Genomic DNA, 15,558 nt, shown 5'->3' on the forward strand with positions numbered 1-15,558 from the left:
GCGGCCGGGAGGCAGGGCTACGGGTCGAGCTCGTTACGCGGCGGGGACTCGACGGCCTCGGGCTGTCCGGCACCGGGCAGCGGGCGTTTGACGCGCAGGTCGTTGCGGATGGTCTCGCCGAGCTTCTTCGTGGCCATGCGGTTGAGCGCGCCGCCGGCGACGGCGCCGGTCAGGAACGGGCCGAACGTGGTCAGGTGGCGGCCCAGCGTACGCATGAGACGGTTGCGCAGAGCCGTCTTGGTGGCCGCCCCGAGCGCCAGTGAGACGGACGCGGGCGCGAGGGGGTCGATGCCGCGTTGCTTGGCCCAGGCGGCCGTGAATGCGACCGCGCGCTGGGTGCCGGTGCCCTGGACACGTACGCCGTAGACCTCGTGCAGCTCGGCCAGGAGCTTGACCTCGATGGCGGCGACGACGATCGTCTCGGCGACGAGCTGGGCGGGGGCGGAGAGCAGGAGGGGTGGCGCGGCGAACTCGGCCGCGGCCAGTGCTCCGCCGATGGCGCCGACCGTCATCGTGGCCTTCTGCGCGGTGCGCACCAGGTCGTCGGCGAGCTCCTCGCCGGTCAGGCCGTGATGATGTTCGGCAAGGGTGTGCAGATCCCGGATCGGGATGCGCGGCGCGATGTTGAGGAAGACGTCCGCCAGCCAGCGTCCCCGGCCCGCGCCGGTCGCGCGTGCCCTTTTGGCTCCCGCGGACAACGCCTGGGCTAGGCGGCCGAGCAGCCTGCGCCGCTCGGCCGGCGCGAGCTCACCGGACGCGGTGAGCCTGCCTACGAGCTCGCCGACCTCACGGTCGGGGTCGGCGATCTCACTGCCTGGTTGCTGGTCTTTCTCCGGTACGGCCACGCGATGCCTCCATGTCTCTTGGTCGCGACCGCTCAGGGTTCGTGGGCTTCGGTCATCGCTCCCTCGCTACCCCGAGCACTTTCGCTCCAGAAATTAGGCGGCGCACTCCCGGCAGACCTGCTGGCCGTTCCTCTCAGAGGCCAGTTGGCTGCGGTGATGCACCAGGAAGCAGCGTGAGCAGGTGAACTCGTCGGCCTGGCGGGGAATCACCCGCAGGGAGAGCTCTTCGTTCGACAGGTCCGCACCGGGCAGTTCGAGCGACTCGGCCAGATCGGTCTCGTCGATGTCGATGCTGCCAGACGACTTGTCGGTGCGCCGCGCCTGGAGTTCCTGGAGGCTGTCTTCCCCCAGGTCGTCGTCTGTCTTGCGCGGGCTGTCGTAGTCGGTAGCCATTGTGCTTACTCCATCCCCCTCATCCATATGTGTTCGCGCTCATCGCGCGTCTTAACGTCCGGGAAGCCCATCTTGTGCCCGTTCCGTCGGGGAGATTTCCCATCGGTACCCCGCGGAAACGGACAACGAACCTCCCAACACGTCAGGGCCTGCTGCCGACGGCAATGGTTAGCCAAATATGGCGAAACCCACAGCCTTGGCGTCATGCACCACCGTGTTCGACGGCACATCCAACCACATGTGCGGCGCGAATGAGACGCCCCCCGGGCCTCAACACGCGCGGCACCACGCAGACGAACGCGCCTGGACGACACGCCCGTCAACGCCTCGGCAGCTGAATGGTCACGACAAGCCCTCCACCATCACGCGGCACGGCGGCCACATTCCCGCCGTGCGCCTGTACCACCGCACGGACGATGGACAGCCCGAGCCCCGCTCCCTTGGCCGATTCCACGCGGTCCGCATGGAGCCTCCTGAACGGCTCGAACAGGCTGTTCACCTCGTACGCCGGGACGTGCTGTCCCGTGTTGGCCACCTGAACAACCAAGGCACCGTCCACCATTCCCGTTCGGATCCAGACTTTTCCGTTTTCGGGAATGTTGTACTTCACGGCGTTCTCGAGCAGGTTGCTGATGGAGCGCTCGAGGAGCACGGGATCGCCTATGGTAGGCGCGCTGACCAGTTCGGCGCTCACGGTTACGCCGTGTTCCTCGGCGAAGGGCGTGACCTGTTCCAGCGCCGTCTCGGCGACGTCCTGAACGTCGAGCGGTTTGCGCACGGCGAGTTCGCGTTCGCTCCTGGCGAGCAGCAGCAATCCCTCGATGAGCTTCTCATTGCGCGCATTGACCTCGAGGAGGGTACGGCCGAGCGCTTTGAGGTCCTCCGACGCCTCCGGATCCGACAGGGCGATCTCCAGGACCGTCCTGTTGATGGTCAGGGGTGTACGCAGCTCGTGCGACGCGTTGGCCACGAACCTGCGCTGGGTGTCGAAGGCGACGTTGAGCCTGGTGAGCATGGCGTCGAAGGTGTCGGCCAGCTCCTTCAGCTCGTCGTTGGGGCCCTCCAGGGCGATGCGCTGGTGGGCCAGGGTGCTCTCGGACAGCTTGCGCGCCGTCACGGTCATCTGCGCGACCGGCTTGAGCGCCCGGTCGGCCACGAAGTAGCCGATGATGAGGGCCAGGATCCCCACACCCACCAGGGCCATGGGCGCGCTGCCGAGCAGCGCGTCACGGGCGTTGATGATCGCCAGCTGTTCGTACTGGCGCCAGCGGGCCTGCATCTGCGCGTCGGAGATCGGGTCGAGCCCGGTGTCGAGGGTCGGCCAGGCGCGGCTGATCGCCGTGCCGAGGATGACGTACACCGACAGCAGCAGCGCCGCGCCCGCCCCGAAGACGAGCGCGCCGTAGGTGAGCGTCAGCCGCCATCGGATGCTGACCTTGCCCGGCAGATCCTTCACACGATCCATAGTGGATCGTGTGGCCGGCGCCTGCTGCTCCAGCGGAGGGGGACCGTCCCAGGCGGGCGGGCCGACCGGGGGCGGCGCTTCCTGCACCCGCGTCGCCTTCCTCGCCGAGTGCGGGCTGATCATCGGATGCGTCGGGCCCTCACGCTCTGGCCGATCATTCACAACTTGTACCCAACCCCGGGCACAGTCTCGATCACCTGAGGCTCGCCCAGCTTCTTCCGCAGCGTCATCATGGTCACCCGGACCACGTTCGTGAAGGGATCGATGTTCTCGTCCCATGCCTTGTCCAGCAGGTCCTCCTGGCTGACCACGGCCCCTTCGGCCCGCATCAGCTCCTCGAGCACCGCGAACTCCTTCTTGGTCAGCACGACCTCCTTGCCGTCGCGCTCCACCAGCCGCTTGCCCGGGTCGAGCCGGATCCCGGCCCGCTCCAGGACGGGCGGCAGGGCGGGAGCGGAGCGGCGGCCGAGTGCGCGGACCCGCGCGACCAGCTCGATGAACACGAACGGCTTGGCCAGGTAGTCGTCGGCCCCCAGGCCCAGCCCCTCCACCTTGTCGTCCACGTCCCCCGACGCGGTCAGCATGAGGATCCGCGAGGCCGTCCGCTGCTCCACCAGCCGGCGGCACACCTCGTCGCCGTGCACGACGGGCAGGTCGCGGTCGAGCACGATCACGTCGTAGTCGATGTAGGAGGTCCGCTCCAGGGCGCCCCCGCCGTCGTACGCGACATCGACCGCCATGGCCTCACGCCGCAGCCCCGTCGCGATCGCGTCGGCGAGCACCCGCTCATCCTCTACCACCAGCACCCGCACGCCTGGCACACCTCTTCTCCGGATTCTGGGCACTCATTCTGCCCACGGCCTCGATAAGCGCACGGTAAGGCATGTTCAGGGCTCGGTGACCCCGCGGTGAGACGGCCCTTGGAGAAATTCATGTTTCGGTGGGCGACAAGCCGGGGTATGCCTGCGGGACACCCATTGCCCGGTCTTCATCTGGCGATGGGGTAACTTCGCCCCCCACACGGATCGAACCCCCAGAGAGTAGGTGAGATGGGCGAGTTCACGACCACGATCGAACACCGCCTCGACCAGGCTTACAAGGGCCTTCGGGAGGCCCGTAGCGTCGGCGACGACTACCTCGCCGACACACTCACCGCCGAGATCGAGGACCTGCGCAGGCTGGCCGACGATCACGGCATCCCGTTGCCCCGCTAGCCGTGCGAAACGGCCGGAGCCCGGCTCCGGCCGTTTCTCGACCCGGTTCAGCGATCAGGCGGCGCGTTCGGGGTCCAGCCGCGCCAGCAGGTCGTGCAGTTCCTCGAACAGCCCGGGAGCCGCGCACAGCGCGAAGGCCGGGCTGACCGGCTCGCCGCGCAGCCCGCCGAGCCTGGCGCCCGACTCGGTGGCGATCAGCCCGGCCGCGGCGAAGTCCCACTGGTTGACGCCGCGCTCGTAGTACGCGTCCACCCGCCCGGCGGCCACGGAGCACAGGTCGACGGCGCACGAGCCACCGCGCCGGATGTCACGCACGCGGGGCAGCACCTTGGCCACCACCTCGCCCTGGACCGCGCGCTGGGCCTGGGCGTAGCCGAAGCCGGTCGAGACCAGCGCCTGCGCCAGCGGCACGCCGGTGTTGCAGCGCAGCCGCCCGGCCCCGAGCCGGGCGCCCTCGCCGAGCGCCGCGTTGTAGACCTCGCCGCGCTGCGGGACGTTGACGACCCCGGCCACGACCTGGCCGTTCACCTCGACGGCGATCGACACGGCCCAGTCCGGCAGGCCGTACAGGAAGTTGACGGTGCCGTCGATCGGGTCGACGATCCAGCGCACGTCGGACTCGCCGGGCTCCTCCCCGCCCTCCTCGCCGAGGATCCGGTCGCCGGGCCTGGCGGCCAGGATGCGCTCGCGGATGAGCTCCTCCGACGCCTTGTCGAGGGTGGTCACCACGTCGGTGGGGCTGGACTTGGTCTCGATCTCGCCGGACATCGTGGGCCGCTTGGCGAGGAGCATGTCCCCCGCCTCGCGGGCGATGTCCTCGGCGAGCCTCAGGAAATCCGTCATCAGGCCACCGAGTCCGGGCGCTTCCACTCCTGTCCGAGCACGTGCTGGGCCAGGAAGGCGAGGACGGTCTCGTACCAGGCGACGGCGTTGCCGGGCTTGAGGATCCAGTGGTTCTCGTCGGGGAAGTACAGGAACTTCGACTCGACCTCGGTGCGGCGCAGGTCCCACCACAGGCGCAGCGCCTCGCCGATGGGCACGCGGTAGTCCTTGTCGCCGTGGATGACCAGCACCGGGGTGGTGATGTCGGTGAGGGAGTGGTGCGGGGACAGGAGCTGGTACCGCTCGGAGCCGGGCTCGCCGAACTCGCGCTGCCAGTACATGGAGGCGTCGGTGGTGCCGGCGAACTGGTCGAGGTTCCAGAGCGAGGCGTGGGTGACGATGGCCTTGTAGCGGTCGGTGTGCCCGGCCAGCCAGTTGGCCATGTAGCCGCCGTACGAGCCGCCCATCGCGGCGATGCGCTCGCTGTCGATGTCGTCCCTGGCCAGTGCCACGTCCACGATCGCGTCGAGGTCGGCCTGCGTGCGCGGGCCCCAGTTGCCCCAGCCGCGGTCGATCATCTCCTGGCCGTAGCCGGTGGACAGGCAGGGGTCGGGCATGAGCACGGCGTACCCGTGCTGGGCCATGATCCAGGACTGCCAGCGCCACTGCCAGTCGTTCCACGAGGCGACCGGGCCGCCGTGGATGAACAGCACGAACGGCGCGGGGTCCTCGGCCGAGGCGCCTTCCGGCAGCACGAGCCAGCCGCGGACGGTGGCGCCGTCGTCGGCGGTGGCGGAGATCTCGGTCAGCGTGCCGGGCACCTCGGGGCGCGGGGCGGGCGAGGGCAGCTCGGTGATCTCACCGGTGGCCGCGTCGATCCTGGCCGGGGCGGGCGCGAGGTTGACGGCGCTGCGCAGCGCGTACACGAACCGGCCGTCGGGGGACGGGCTGAGGCCGAGGTAGGCGCAGTCGTCCTGGGTGAGCCTGGTGGCCTCCCCCTCCAGGGGCACGCGGAAGATCGGGCGGCGGCCCTGGAAGTCGGCGGCGAGGTAGACGGTCGATGAGTCCGGCGACCACTCGACGTCCGAGGGGAACAGGTCGGGCGCGTACGCACGGCCCTCCCCCGTGGCGAGGTCGGCGATCCACAGCTCGCTACGCGCCGAGACGTTCAGGCCCGTGAGCCGGTCGCGGGAGCAGGCGATCCTGGTGCCGTCAGGGGAGACGGCCAGCGGGCCGGTGAAGTCGTGGGCCTCGTCGCTGAGCAGCACCCGCCGCTCTCCCGTGGCGACGTCGATGGCCACCAGGTCGGTACGCCACTCGCCCTTGGGCAGGTAGTTGCGCCAGGTGGAGATCACGGTGGCGCCGTCGGGGGTCAGCTCGAACCCGCCCTCGCGCAGCGCGTCGCCGGCGTCGGGGGTCAGGTCGCGCACGTCCTCCAGGCGGTCGGCACCGAGCCGGGCCACGAACAGGCGGGGCCGGCCGGGGCCGAGGTCCTGGTCCCAGTAGCGCACGGGGTAACCCTCGTGCAGGACGGCGCTGATCCCGGCGTCCTTGCGGGCCTTGCGCTTCTCCTCCTCCGCGGCCTCCTCGCCGTCGAGCACGTCGGCGACGAACACGACCACGTCGCCGGCCGTGCGCACGGCCCCGATGCCACCGGGCCGGGTGGCCACCTGGCGGGCCTCACCGCCCGCGCGGGGCAGCAACCACAACGAGGGGACCTCGTCGCCGGAGTCCTTCACGGTGGGGTCGGGGCGGGCGGAGGTGAACAGCACGTCCCCGGCGGCGGTGAAGACCGCGGCGGACTCGCCCTTGGCCGAGCGCGTCAGCCGGTACGGCTCGCCGTCCACGGGAACGGCCCAGAGCGCGGTGCCGAACGACTTTCCGTCAGGGTTGAGGGACTGGACGGTGGAGATCAATCTGGAGCCGTCGGGCGAGAGCCGCAGCGAGAGAACCCGAGGGATGGCCACATAGTCACGTATGTCGTTGAATGCGCTCACTCGATCGAACCTACCTCGCGGAAGGGACCGCCGACACTCCCGCATAGGGTTGTCACGTGGGAATTTACGACGCCTTGCTGGTCCTGTCGTTCGGCGGCCCGGAAGGACCGGACGACGTGATGCCGTTCCTGGAAAACGTCGTGCGCGGCCGGGGAGTGCCGCGCGAGCGGCTGCTCGAGGTGGCCGAGCATTACCAGAGTTTCGGCGGGGTCAGCCCGATCAACCAGCAGAACCGCGACCTGGTCGAGGCGCTGCGCCCGGTCGCCGGCGTCCCGGTCTACTGGGGCAACCGCAACTGGCACCCGTTCGGCGAGGACACGGTGCGGCAGATGCGGGCCGACGGCATCCGGAAGGCGGCCGTGTTCGCGACGTCGGCGTTCGCCGGCTACTCGAGCTGCCGGCAATACTACGAGGACATCGCCCGGATCTCCGTCGACGGCGGCCCCGAGCTGGTCAAGATGCGCCACTACGGCGACCACCCCGGGTTCGTGGCCGCGATGGCCGACCACACCAGGGCGGCGCTGGAGCGGCTCGGCCGCGACGACGCCAGGCTGGTGTTCACCGCCCACAGCATCCCCGTCTCCATGGCCGAGACGGCCGGGCCGTCCGGCGGTCTCTACGAGGCGCAGCTGCGCAGGAGCGCCGAGCTGGTCAACCAGGCGCTCGGCCGCACCGAGCCGTGGGACCTGGTGTGGCAGTCGCGCAGCGGGCCGCCGCAGGTGCCGTGGCTGGAGCCGGACGTCTGCGACTTCCTGCGCAAGACCGACGCACGCTCCGTCGTGCTGGTGCCGATCGGTTTCGTCTCCGACCACATGGAGGTCGTCTACGACCTCGACACCGAGGCCAGGGCGGTGGCGGCGGAGCTGGGCCTGCCGATGGAGCGGGCGGCGACGGCGGGCACGCACCCGAGCTTCGTGCGGATGGTGCGCGAGCTGCTGGAGGAGCCCGAGCCGGTGCCGTGCGCGCTCACCTGCTGCCCGCCGCCGCGCAGGCGGCCTCAGGCGGCTCAGGCGGCTCAGGCGCCTCAGGCGGCTCAGGCGTAGGTGCGGGCGTACGCCTCGGCGATCCCCATGACCTTGTTCACGTAGTCCCACGAGTGGTTGTAGAACCAGATCGCCTTGCGCAGCCTCTCGCCGCCCTGGCCCGCCTTGTTCGCGCACAGGTAGTTGGCCGCGCCAGGCACGGCGTCGTACGGGCTCCAGATGTCCTTCTTGCCGTCCCCGTCGCCGTCCACGCCGTAGTGCTTCCACGTGGCGGGCATGAACTGCATCGGCCCGAGCGCGCCCGCGCTGGAGGGCCCGTTGTTGCGCCCGTGCGAGCTCTCCACCTGCCCGATCGCGGCCAGCACCGTCCAGGACAGCCCGGGGCAGCGGGTGGCGGCGGCCTTGTAGAGCTCCAGATAGCTGCCCGGCCGGCCGACGTTGACCTGCTGCGGCTGCTGCTGGGCGGGCTGCTGCTGCTTGGCGGTGCGGGCGGCCGCGTCCAGCACGACGACCTGGGCGCCCTTGCCGAGCAGCTTGCGTACGCCCGACTCGCTGATCTTGCCTTCCTTGCCGTGCAGCAGCACCGCCACCCCCGGCGCGAACCCCAGCGACCGGCCCAGGTCCGCGCTCACCAGACCGTCCACGCCGTGCAGCCCGAGCGTGGCCGAGGCCGCGACGCGGAGCCGGGGCCCGCCGTCCACCTGGTACATCGCGCCCAGGATCATCCCGAACTTGCGTATCGCGCCCGCGTCGGCGACCAGCCCGCCCCTGGCCAGCGCGCTCCACAGCGCGGGCTGGTCGGCCACGGGCTGCGGCGTCCAGGAGCGGAAGTCGGACGGGTCCACGGCCAGCAGGTTCAGCGCGGTGCCGGACACCTTGACCGCGCCCGCGTCCACCACGATCACCTTCTGCACGTGCTTCAGCTCCCCGAGGCGGAACCTGGTCTGCTTGGGCACGGTGCCCGGGGCGATCGCCAGCACGCGCGGCGGCGTGGAGGTGACGCCTGGACCGCCCTGGCCGAAATCCTTGACCGGTGCGGCCGTGGGCACGATCTGGTCCAGGCGGGGAGCGGCGGACTGTCCGGTCTGCGGCTTGGTACGGGGCTCCCGGCGTACGGGCTCCTGCACGGTCCTGACCAGGTCATCGTCCATGATCACGACGATGCCGCCGGCAGCGGCGCAGACCGCGAGCACGGCGATGACCATGAGCATGACCGCGCGAAGGCTGGGAAGACCGGACACCCGGGACACGTTAACTCACGCCCGCGCCAAATCACTTGCCATCCGGACATACAGTGCGCAATGGTTAGCTGCTTGAGTAAGGGGGAAACAGCGTGGTCGGGCCTTACCGGGGGTTGTTCGAGAGGCCCGGTGTCAAAGCTTTCGTGCTGGCCGGTCTCATCGGCCGGATGCCGATGTCCATGCTGGGCATCGGGGTCATCCTGCTGATCTCCACGCTCACCGACAACTACGCCACCGCCGGCGCGGTCGCCGCCACCTCCAACGTCGCCTTCGCCGTGGCCGCGCCCCTGTCGGGCCGGCTGGCCGACAGGTTCGGGCAGGGGCGGGTGATCGCGCCGATCGCCATCCTCAACGCTCTCGCCCTGGCGGCCCTGATGATCCTCGCCGGGTCCGGGCTGCCCGAATGGACGCTGTACGCCTCGGGGCTGATCGTGGGCGCCACCTCGCTGTCGATCGGCTCGATGGTGCGCGCCCGCTGGTCGGTCATCTACGGCGGCTCCGGCCGGTTGCACACCGCGTTCGCGTTCGAGTCCGTGGCGGACGAGGTCGTCTTCGTCACCGGCCCGGCGCTGGTCACGGTGCTCGCGACCGCCGTGAACCCGTACGCGGGCCTGATCGTGGCCCTGGTCTGCATGCTGCTGGGCTCCCTCGCCCTGGCCTCGCAGGGGCGCACCCAGCCGCCCGTGCAGCAGTTCAGGACGTCGGCGGGCACGCCCATCCTGATCCCGGGCATCGCCCTGATCGCCGGCGTCTCCCTGGCGCTGGGCGCGATCTTCGGGTCCGTGGACCTGATCACGGTGGCGTTCGCCGAGGAGCGCGGCGTGAAGGGGGCCGCGGGGTTCCTGCTGGCCTCGTTCGCGGGCGGGTCGATGGTGTCGGGGCTCTGGTTCGGGTCCCGCAACTGGCGCATCTCGATGCGCGCACGGTTCGTGCGGGCGCTGGCCCTGTTCATGGTGGGGCTGGTGCCGATCCTGTTCATCGACAGCCCGTGGCTGATGGCGGGGGCGCTGTTCCTGGCCGGGTTCGCCATCTCGCCGACGCTCATCACGTGCTTCTCGCTCACCGAGCGGCTGGTGCCGCCGTCCCTGCTCACCGAGGGCATGGCGTGGATCTCGACGGCGATCGGGTTCGGCGTGGCGATCGGCTCGTGGGCGGGCGGTCAGCTCACCGAGACGTACGGCGCGTCCAGCGCGTACGGCTTCTCGCTGTGCGCGGCGGTGCTGGCCGTGATCGTGGGAATCGGAGGTTCGGGTTTGCTGAGACTTCCCGAGGCTCCTTCACCCCCGCGGACCTGATCCGCTACGGTCGGGACATCCCTCGCAACACCCATCACACTGGAAGCTCTAGTTATGTCCCGACAAATCAGTTCACTTCTAGCTATCGCGGCTGTTTGCGTGACTCTTGCCCCGGCACCGGCTCTCGCGCAAACCCCCACCAAGAAGGAGCCGGTCGACTGCGAGCAGGTCAAGTGCATCGCACTGACCTTTGACGACGGTCCGGGCAAGTACGCGGGAACGCTGCTCGACACGCTCAAGAAGTACGACGCGAAAGCGACGTTCTTCCTTGAGGGCCAATACGTGAAGAGCCGCCCCTCCTACGTCAAGCGCATGGCCACCGAGGGCCACGAACTCGGTAACCACAGCTACAGCCACCCCGACTTCACCAAGATCGAGCCAGGGGTGATCAGGAGCGAGATCCAGAAGACCCAGGACGCGGTGAAGAAGGCGGCGGGCGTCGAGCCCAAGCTGCTGCGCCCGCCGTACGGGATGGCAGACCTGCAGGTCTCCGACATCGCCGCCGAGTTCGGCATGCCGATGATCCTGTGGACCGCCGGTTCCCAGGACTGGAGCTCCAAGAACGTCGAGGCCATCCAGAAGCAGACCCTGGCCGTGGCCAAGCCGAACTCGATCATCCTCATGCACGACTGGGTGAAGCAGACCGTGGACGGCATGCCCTCGCTCATCAAGACCCTCAAGGGCAAGGGTTACCACCTGGTGACCGTGTCCGACGTGGTCAAGAGCCAGGACCTCAAGCCCGGGGACATCTACCCCGTTCCGGAGGGCTGGGAGAAGTGAGTATCGTTCGCGTTTAGTCGGAACGATGCTCTTGGGTGAGGGGTGCTCGTGGCCTTCGTGAACTGGGCGCGCAACCAGTCGGGCACCCCCGCCGAGGTGCGTACGCCGGCCTCCGTCGAGGACGTCATACGCGCCGTACGCGACGCCGCCGCCTCCGGGCGGCGGGTCCGCATGATCGGCACGGGCCACTCCTTCACCGGGGTGGCCCTCACCGACGGCATCATGCTGCGCCCCGGCGCGCTGACCGGGATCAGGTCATGCGCGGACGACCGCGTCACCGTGCTGGCGGGCACGCCCCTGCGGGCGCTGAACGAGCTGCTCGCCGAGCGCGGCCTGGCGCTGGCGAACATGGGCGACATCACCGAGCAGACCGTCGCCGGCGCCATCCAGACCGGCACCCACGGCACCGGCCGCGACAGCGGCGGCCTCGCCGACCAGGTCGCCGAGCTGGAGCTGGTGCTCGCCGACGGCTCGGTGGCCACCGTCTCGCCGGGCGAGGAGCTGTTCGACGCCGCCCGGGTGGGGCTGGGCGCGCTCGGGGTGCTGACGGCCGTGACGTTCCGGGTGGAGCCCGCGTTCCTGCTGCACAACCGGCGGCGCAAGCTCACGCTCGGCGAGATCCTCGGCTCGCTCGACGAGCTGACCTCCGCGAACGGGCACCTCGACTTCTTCTGGCTGCCGCACACCGACGCCTGCCTGGTCAAGACCAACAACCGGAGCCCCGGCCCGGCGCGACCGCCGGGCGCGCTCCGGCACTGGCTGGACAACGTGTTCCTGGAGAACACCGTCTTCGGCGCGGCCTGCGCCCTCGGCGCCCGCCTCCCCTCCCTGATCCCGCGGATCAACGCGGTCAGCGCGGCGGCGCTCGGGGACTCGGAGTCGGTCGACGCGTCGTACAAGGTGTTCACGGCGCGGCGGGACGTGCGCTTCCTCGAGATGGAGTACGCCGTCCCGCGCGAGCGCCTGGCCCAGGCCCTGCGCGAGACCCGGGACCTGGTCGAGCGGATGGACTGGAGGATCACCTTTCCGGTGGAGGTGCGGGTGACGCCGCCCAGCGACGCGTGGCTGTCCACCGCGTACGGGCGGGCGTCGGCGTACGTCGCCTGCCACATCTACCGGCCGACGCCGAACCCCGCGTACTTCGAGGGGGTCGAGGAGATCATGACCCGCCTGGACGGCCGCCCCCACTGGGGCAAGCTGCACACCCGCGACGCCGCGTACCTGGGCAAGGTCTATCCCCGCCTCGCCGACTTCCAGGCCCTCCGCGACCGCCTGGACCCGGCCCGCCTGTTCACCAACGACTACCTGGACAAGGTGCTCGGCCCCTGACCCCGGCTCCGGGACGCACCCCCCGTACGGACCTCCCTCGCCACCCGCCCAGGACCAGTGCCGAAGTGCGGCGCGAAAGGGAACGGCGACCTGCGGAAGACGGACTCATCGCACGGGCGTGTCCGCGGGCTGCTCGGTCGGTGCCGGCGGCGCGCTGGACACCGGCGCCTCCTCCCCCACGTCGGGCTGGTCCGGCTGCGGCGGCGCTGTCGTGACCTCCCCCGACGGCTCCACCGTGTCCGACGGCGTGGGCGTCGGCTCCGGAGTCGGCCCCGGGCTCGGCGTCCTGGTCGGCTGGGCCGTCGTGGGGCTGGGCGAGGGGGTGGACGGCGCAGGCGTGGAGGTCTGCGGCGTGTACGCGGGCGCCTCGCTCTCCCTCTCCTGCCGTACCGGCCGGCCTCTGTCCTCCTCCTGCGGCTTCTTGGGCGCCTTCCCGGTCACCTGCTCGTGCACGGTCTGCTGCGCCGCCGCCTGGTAGACGAGGATGCTCCCCATGCTGACCCCGAACACGATCGTCGCCGCGGTCGCGATCTTCAGCCATGGCAGCCTCCGCCGCGGCTCCTCCACGACCGGCATGACCAGCGTGGACTCGCCGTCGCCCGGAGTCGCGTGCGCGGCGGCCGCGAGCAGCCGCCCCTCCTCCGGCGGGCCTTCCGGGCCGTGCTCCTCGCGCCAGGAGGTCAGCGTGTGCTGCTTGACCCGCTCTCCGGTGCGCTTGAGATAGTGCGTGTACACGGCCGTGGCGACCGAGCTGGCGATGCTGACCACCGCCGCGCCGATCACGGTGCCCGCCACGCCGAGATACGACGCGGCCACGGCGGCGGTCACGGCGGCCAGGGCGCTGCCCAGGATCTGCGGCATGCTCAGCTCGAACTTCCGCTGCTCGCCGCTCATCTCCGGGATCAGTCCCCTCTGGTCATGCGTTCGGTAAAGAGCTGTCTCGTGAATAGACGCGAGTGCGTGTCCTGTTGTTCCTGTGACCTGCGTGACAGGCACCCTTGTAACTCGTGCCCCGACGACTCGGCCTGCCCTCCGTTTACCTCGCCGCGGCCATGGCCACGGCCGCCACGACCGCCGTCCCTCTGGCCATGACGCCCGCCTCAGGACTCGCCCTGCGGCCCGCCCCGGTGGAACCCGCCCGGCCCTACATCGTCACCGCCCGCGACCGGGGGGACGCCCGCGACCTCGTCGGTGAGGTGCGGTGGCGGGTACGCCGTTACTTCACCTCGGCGCTGCCCGGATTCGCCACCTTCCTCACCGCCGCCGAGCTGGCCGAGCTGCGGGCCGACCCGCGGGTGCGCACGATCGAGCCGGATCGCCGGATCCATCCCATGGCGAGCACGAGACCCGAACGGCCGTCCACCGTACGGGCCGACGGCACCGGCGTCACCGTGTACGTCGTGGACAGCGGCGTCAAGGCCAAGCAGGCCGGGTTCGGCGAGCGGGCCTGGCGCGCCTTCGACGCCACCGGCGGCACCGGGCGCGACTGCGGCGGCCACGGCACGCGGGTCGCCGCCCGCGCCCACGACGTCGCGCCGGGGGCGAGGATCGCCTCGGTACGGGTGCTCGGCTGCGACGGCACGGGAACGCTGGCCGACGTGCTGGCGGGGCTGGACTGGATCCACCGGCACGCGCGCGGCCCCTCCGTGGCGAATTTGTCGATCGACGGCGCCGGCTCGCCGGCTCTGGACGCGGCCGCCCGCTCGCTCGTACGTTCGGGGGTGTTCGTCGTCGGGGCCGCGGATCAGGGCACATGTCAGGTCACATCGGACGGCCGCGCCTTCTCGGCGCACGCGCCGTACCTCGCCGGCGCCGCCGCCCGCCACCTGGAGCTTCACCCGAGCGCCGGCCCCGCCGCCCTGGCCACCCGGCTCGGGTGCACGACGGCCCGCGGCGCGATTCGCCAGAACCCGTCGCGGCGATCTAACCTCCTCATGCGCGATGGCGGGCTCTAGAGGGATGGATTCCATAAATGTGACCGGCGTCACATCGCCTCCTGGCTATCCCAGGAAGGCGATGTTCGGACATGCCGGGTACGGTGCTGGCAGGCAACCGGCACACGCGAGAGACTCAAGGGTCCGGGGGAAGAATGGCGACGCTGACGAAGGGACTCGCATGCAGGAGCTCCGACTCGTCGCGGTGAGTGAGGACGGCACCTACCTCGTGCTGGCTACAGCCGGACGGGGTACGCGCTTCACGCTTCCCGTGGACGACCGGCTCCGTGCTGCCGTCCGCGGCAACTTCTCCCGTCTCGGCCAGTACGAGATCGAAGTGGAGAGTCCGTTGCGCCCCAAGGAGATCCAGGCCCGCATCCGTGCCGGAGAGACGGCGGAGGAGATCGCCGCGACCGCCGGGATCCCGGTCGAGCGTGTCCGCTGGTTCGAGGGGCCGGTGCTGCAGGAGCGGGAGTACGTCGCCCAGCAGGCCCAGCGCGTCGCCGTCCGCATGCCCGGCGAGTCCGCGCCCGGGCCCACCCTCGGCGACCTCGTCGCGGAGCGGCTGACCAGGCGCGGCGTGCCCACCGACGAGATCGACTGGGACTCCGCCAAGCGCGACGACGGCCTGTGGCGGGTCAAGCTCGGCTACGTGTGGAACGGTCACACCCGCCACGCCGAATGGCTCTTCGACCCGCGCAAGCGTCACGTGACGCCCCACGACGACGAGGCCATGCGCCTGTCGGCCGCCGACTTCGACCCCGAGCCGGCCGTGGTGGAGGACACCACGGTGACGCCGTTCGCGCCGCGCGTGGCCAAGCTGCAGCCGGTGCCACCGCTGGCCTCCGACACGCGGCAGTTCCCGTCGGTGGTGCGGCACGAGCCGGAGGAGCCGGCCGTCGGCTACGACCCGCCGCCCCGATCGCCGTCGGACGGCGCCTACACCCGGGCGCCCGAGCCGCCGTCCCGCGAGACCCCCTTCGACCGCGACCCCCGCCAGGACTCCCCCTCCCGAGACCCCCGCCAGGAACCGGCCAGAGAGTCCGCCCTCCGCCAGGATCCCGTCAGAGAGCCCGGCCTCCGGCAAGAGCCTCCGTCACGCGAGCCCTTCCGGCCCGAACCTCCGGCCCGCGAAACCGGCTACACCCGCCCCGGCGACACCACGTCCCGCCGCGGCGGGACTTCGCCATGGCTGCCCGATTTCAGCTCGGGACGTGGGGGGGAGCGTGAGAGCGACTCCATCTACGCCCCCGCCACCCC

General features: G+C 70.7%; 15 protein-coding genes. 7 read left to right on the forward strand and 8 right to left on the reverse strand.

All coding sequences use genetic code 11. From position 1 onward, the window contains the following. Window positions 1-17: 17 nt before the first annotated feature. The 4 genes from ACBJ59_RS41845 to ACBJ59_RS41860 form a co-directional block, all read right to left on the reverse strand. The gene (locus ACBJ59_RS41845; RefSeq protein ID WP_375115655.1) at window positions 18-845 is read right to left on the reverse strand and encodes a hypothetical protein; all 828 of its coding nucleotides are present in this window, start codon (window positions 843-845) and stop codon (window positions 18-20) included. A gap of 93 nt (window positions 846-938) precedes the next feature. Further along, window positions 939-1,238: a DUF4193 domain-containing protein gene (locus ACBJ59_RS41850; RefSeq protein ID WP_090929286.1), complete on the reverse strand. Its 300-nt coding sequence runs from the start codon at window positions 1,236-1,238 to the stop codon at window positions 939-941. A gap of 319 nt (window positions 1,239-1,557) precedes the next feature. After that, window positions 1,558-2,790 (reverse strand): sensor histidine kinase, encoded by a 1,233-nt coding sequence (locus tag ACBJ59_RS41855; protein WP_375115656.1) that lies wholly within the window; start codon window positions 2,788-2,790, stop codon window positions 1,558-1,560. 71 nt (window positions 2,791-2,861) lie between these two features. Then, window positions 2,862-3,515 carry a response regulator transcription factor gene (locus ACBJ59_RS41860; protein ID WP_138693059.1) on the reverse strand — a complete coding sequence of 218 codons (654 nt, stop codon included), beginning with the start codon at window positions 3,513-3,515 and terminating at the stop codon, window positions 2,862-2,864. A 237-nt stretch (window positions 3,516-3,752) separates the two neighbouring features. On the opposite strand from ACBJ59_RS41860, the gene ACBJ59_RS41865 reads away from it, so the two are divergent. Then, window positions 3,753-3,917, forward strand: coding sequence for a hypothetical protein (locus ACBJ59_RS41865; RefSeq protein ID WP_165974805.1), 165 nt, complete (start codon window positions 3,753-3,755; stop codon window positions 3,915-3,917). 54 nt (window positions 3,918-3,971) lie between these two features. On the opposite strand, the gene ACBJ59_RS41870 is transcribed toward ACBJ59_RS41865, so the two are convergent. Beyond that, on the reverse strand, window positions 3,972-4,760 hold the full coding sequence (locus ACBJ59_RS41870; RefSeq protein ID WP_375115657.1) for an inositol monophosphatase family protein: 789 nt from the start codon (window positions 4,758-4,760) through the stop codon (window positions 3,972-3,974). After that, window positions 4,760-6,736: an alpha/beta fold hydrolase gene (locus ACBJ59_RS41875; protein ID WP_375115658.1), complete on the reverse strand. Its 1,977-nt coding sequence runs from the start codon at window positions 6,734-6,736 to the stop codon at window positions 4,760-4,762. The genes ACBJ59_RS41870 and ACBJ59_RS41875 overlap by 1 nt, the downstream gene beginning before the upstream one ends. Before the next feature lie 56 nt (window positions 6,737-6,792). Between ACBJ59_RS41875 and ACBJ59_RS41880 the strand changes: the two genes are divergently transcribed. Further along, window positions 6,793-7,779, forward strand: a complete 987-nt coding sequence (locus ACBJ59_RS41880; RefSeq protein ID WP_375115659.1) for a ferrochelatase — start codon at window positions 6,793-6,795, stop codon at window positions 7,777-7,779. Here the strand turns inward: ACBJ59_RS41880 and ACBJ59_RS41885 are convergent. Further along, complete coding sequence (locus ACBJ59_RS41885; RefSeq protein WP_375115660.1) at window positions 7,770-8,960, reverse strand: lytic transglycosylase domain-containing protein; 1,191 nt, start codon at window positions 8,958-8,960, stop codon at window positions 7,770-7,772. The two genes, ACBJ59_RS41880 and ACBJ59_RS41885, sit on opposite strands and share 10 nt — an antisense overlap. Window positions 8,961-9,052: 92 nt before the next feature. Here ACBJ59_RS41885 and ACBJ59_RS41890 point away from each other — a divergent pair, with 92 nt between their 5' ends. The 3 genes from ACBJ59_RS41890 (at window position 9,053) to ACBJ59_RS41900 (ending at window position 12,364) form a co-directional block, all read left to right on the forward strand. Beyond that, window positions 9,053-10,255, forward strand: a complete 1,203-nt coding sequence (locus ACBJ59_RS41890; protein ID WP_375115661.1) for an MFS transporter — start codon at window positions 9,053-9,055, stop codon at window positions 10,253-10,255. A gap of 99 nt (window positions 10,256-10,354) precedes the next feature. Beyond that, window positions 10,355-11,035: a polysaccharide deacetylase family protein gene (locus ACBJ59_RS41895; RefSeq protein WP_375115662.1), complete on the forward strand. Its 681-nt coding sequence runs from the start codon at window positions 10,355-10,357 to the stop codon at window positions 11,033-11,035. A 48-nt stretch (window positions 11,036-11,083) separates the two neighbouring features. Further along, window positions 11,084-12,364, forward strand: coding sequence for a D-arabinono-1,4-lactone oxidase (locus ACBJ59_RS41900; RefSeq protein WP_375115663.1), 1,281 nt, complete (start codon window positions 11,084-11,086; stop codon window positions 12,362-12,364). A gap of 105 nt (window positions 12,365-12,469) precedes the next feature. On the opposite strand, the gene ACBJ59_RS41905 is transcribed toward ACBJ59_RS41900, so the two are convergent. Continuing rightward, the gene (locus ACBJ59_RS41905) at window positions 12,470-13,258 is read right to left on the reverse strand and encodes a hypothetical protein (RefSeq protein ID WP_375115664.1); all 789 of its coding nucleotides are present in this window, start codon (window positions 13,256-13,258) and stop codon (window positions 12,470-12,472) included. A 113-nt stretch (window positions 13,259-13,371) separates the two neighbouring features. Here ACBJ59_RS41905 and ACBJ59_RS41910 point away from each other — a divergent pair, with 113 nt between their 5' ends. Then, window positions 13,372-14,319, forward strand: a complete 948-nt coding sequence (locus ACBJ59_RS41910; protein ID WP_375115665.1) for a S8 family serine peptidase — start codon at window positions 13,372-13,374, stop codon at window positions 14,317-14,319. 160 nt (window positions 14,320-14,479) lie between these two features. Continuing rightward, window positions 14,480-15,558: septation protein SepH (gene sepH / locus ACBJ59_RS41915; protein ID WP_375115666.1), on the forward strand; the 1,079-nt coding region annotated here is incomplete at its 3' end.

The organism is Nonomuraea sp. MTCD27, assembly GCF_041950495.1.
Classification (GTDB): Bacteria; Actinomycetota; Actinomycetes; order Streptosporangiales; family Streptosporangiaceae; genus Nonomuraea.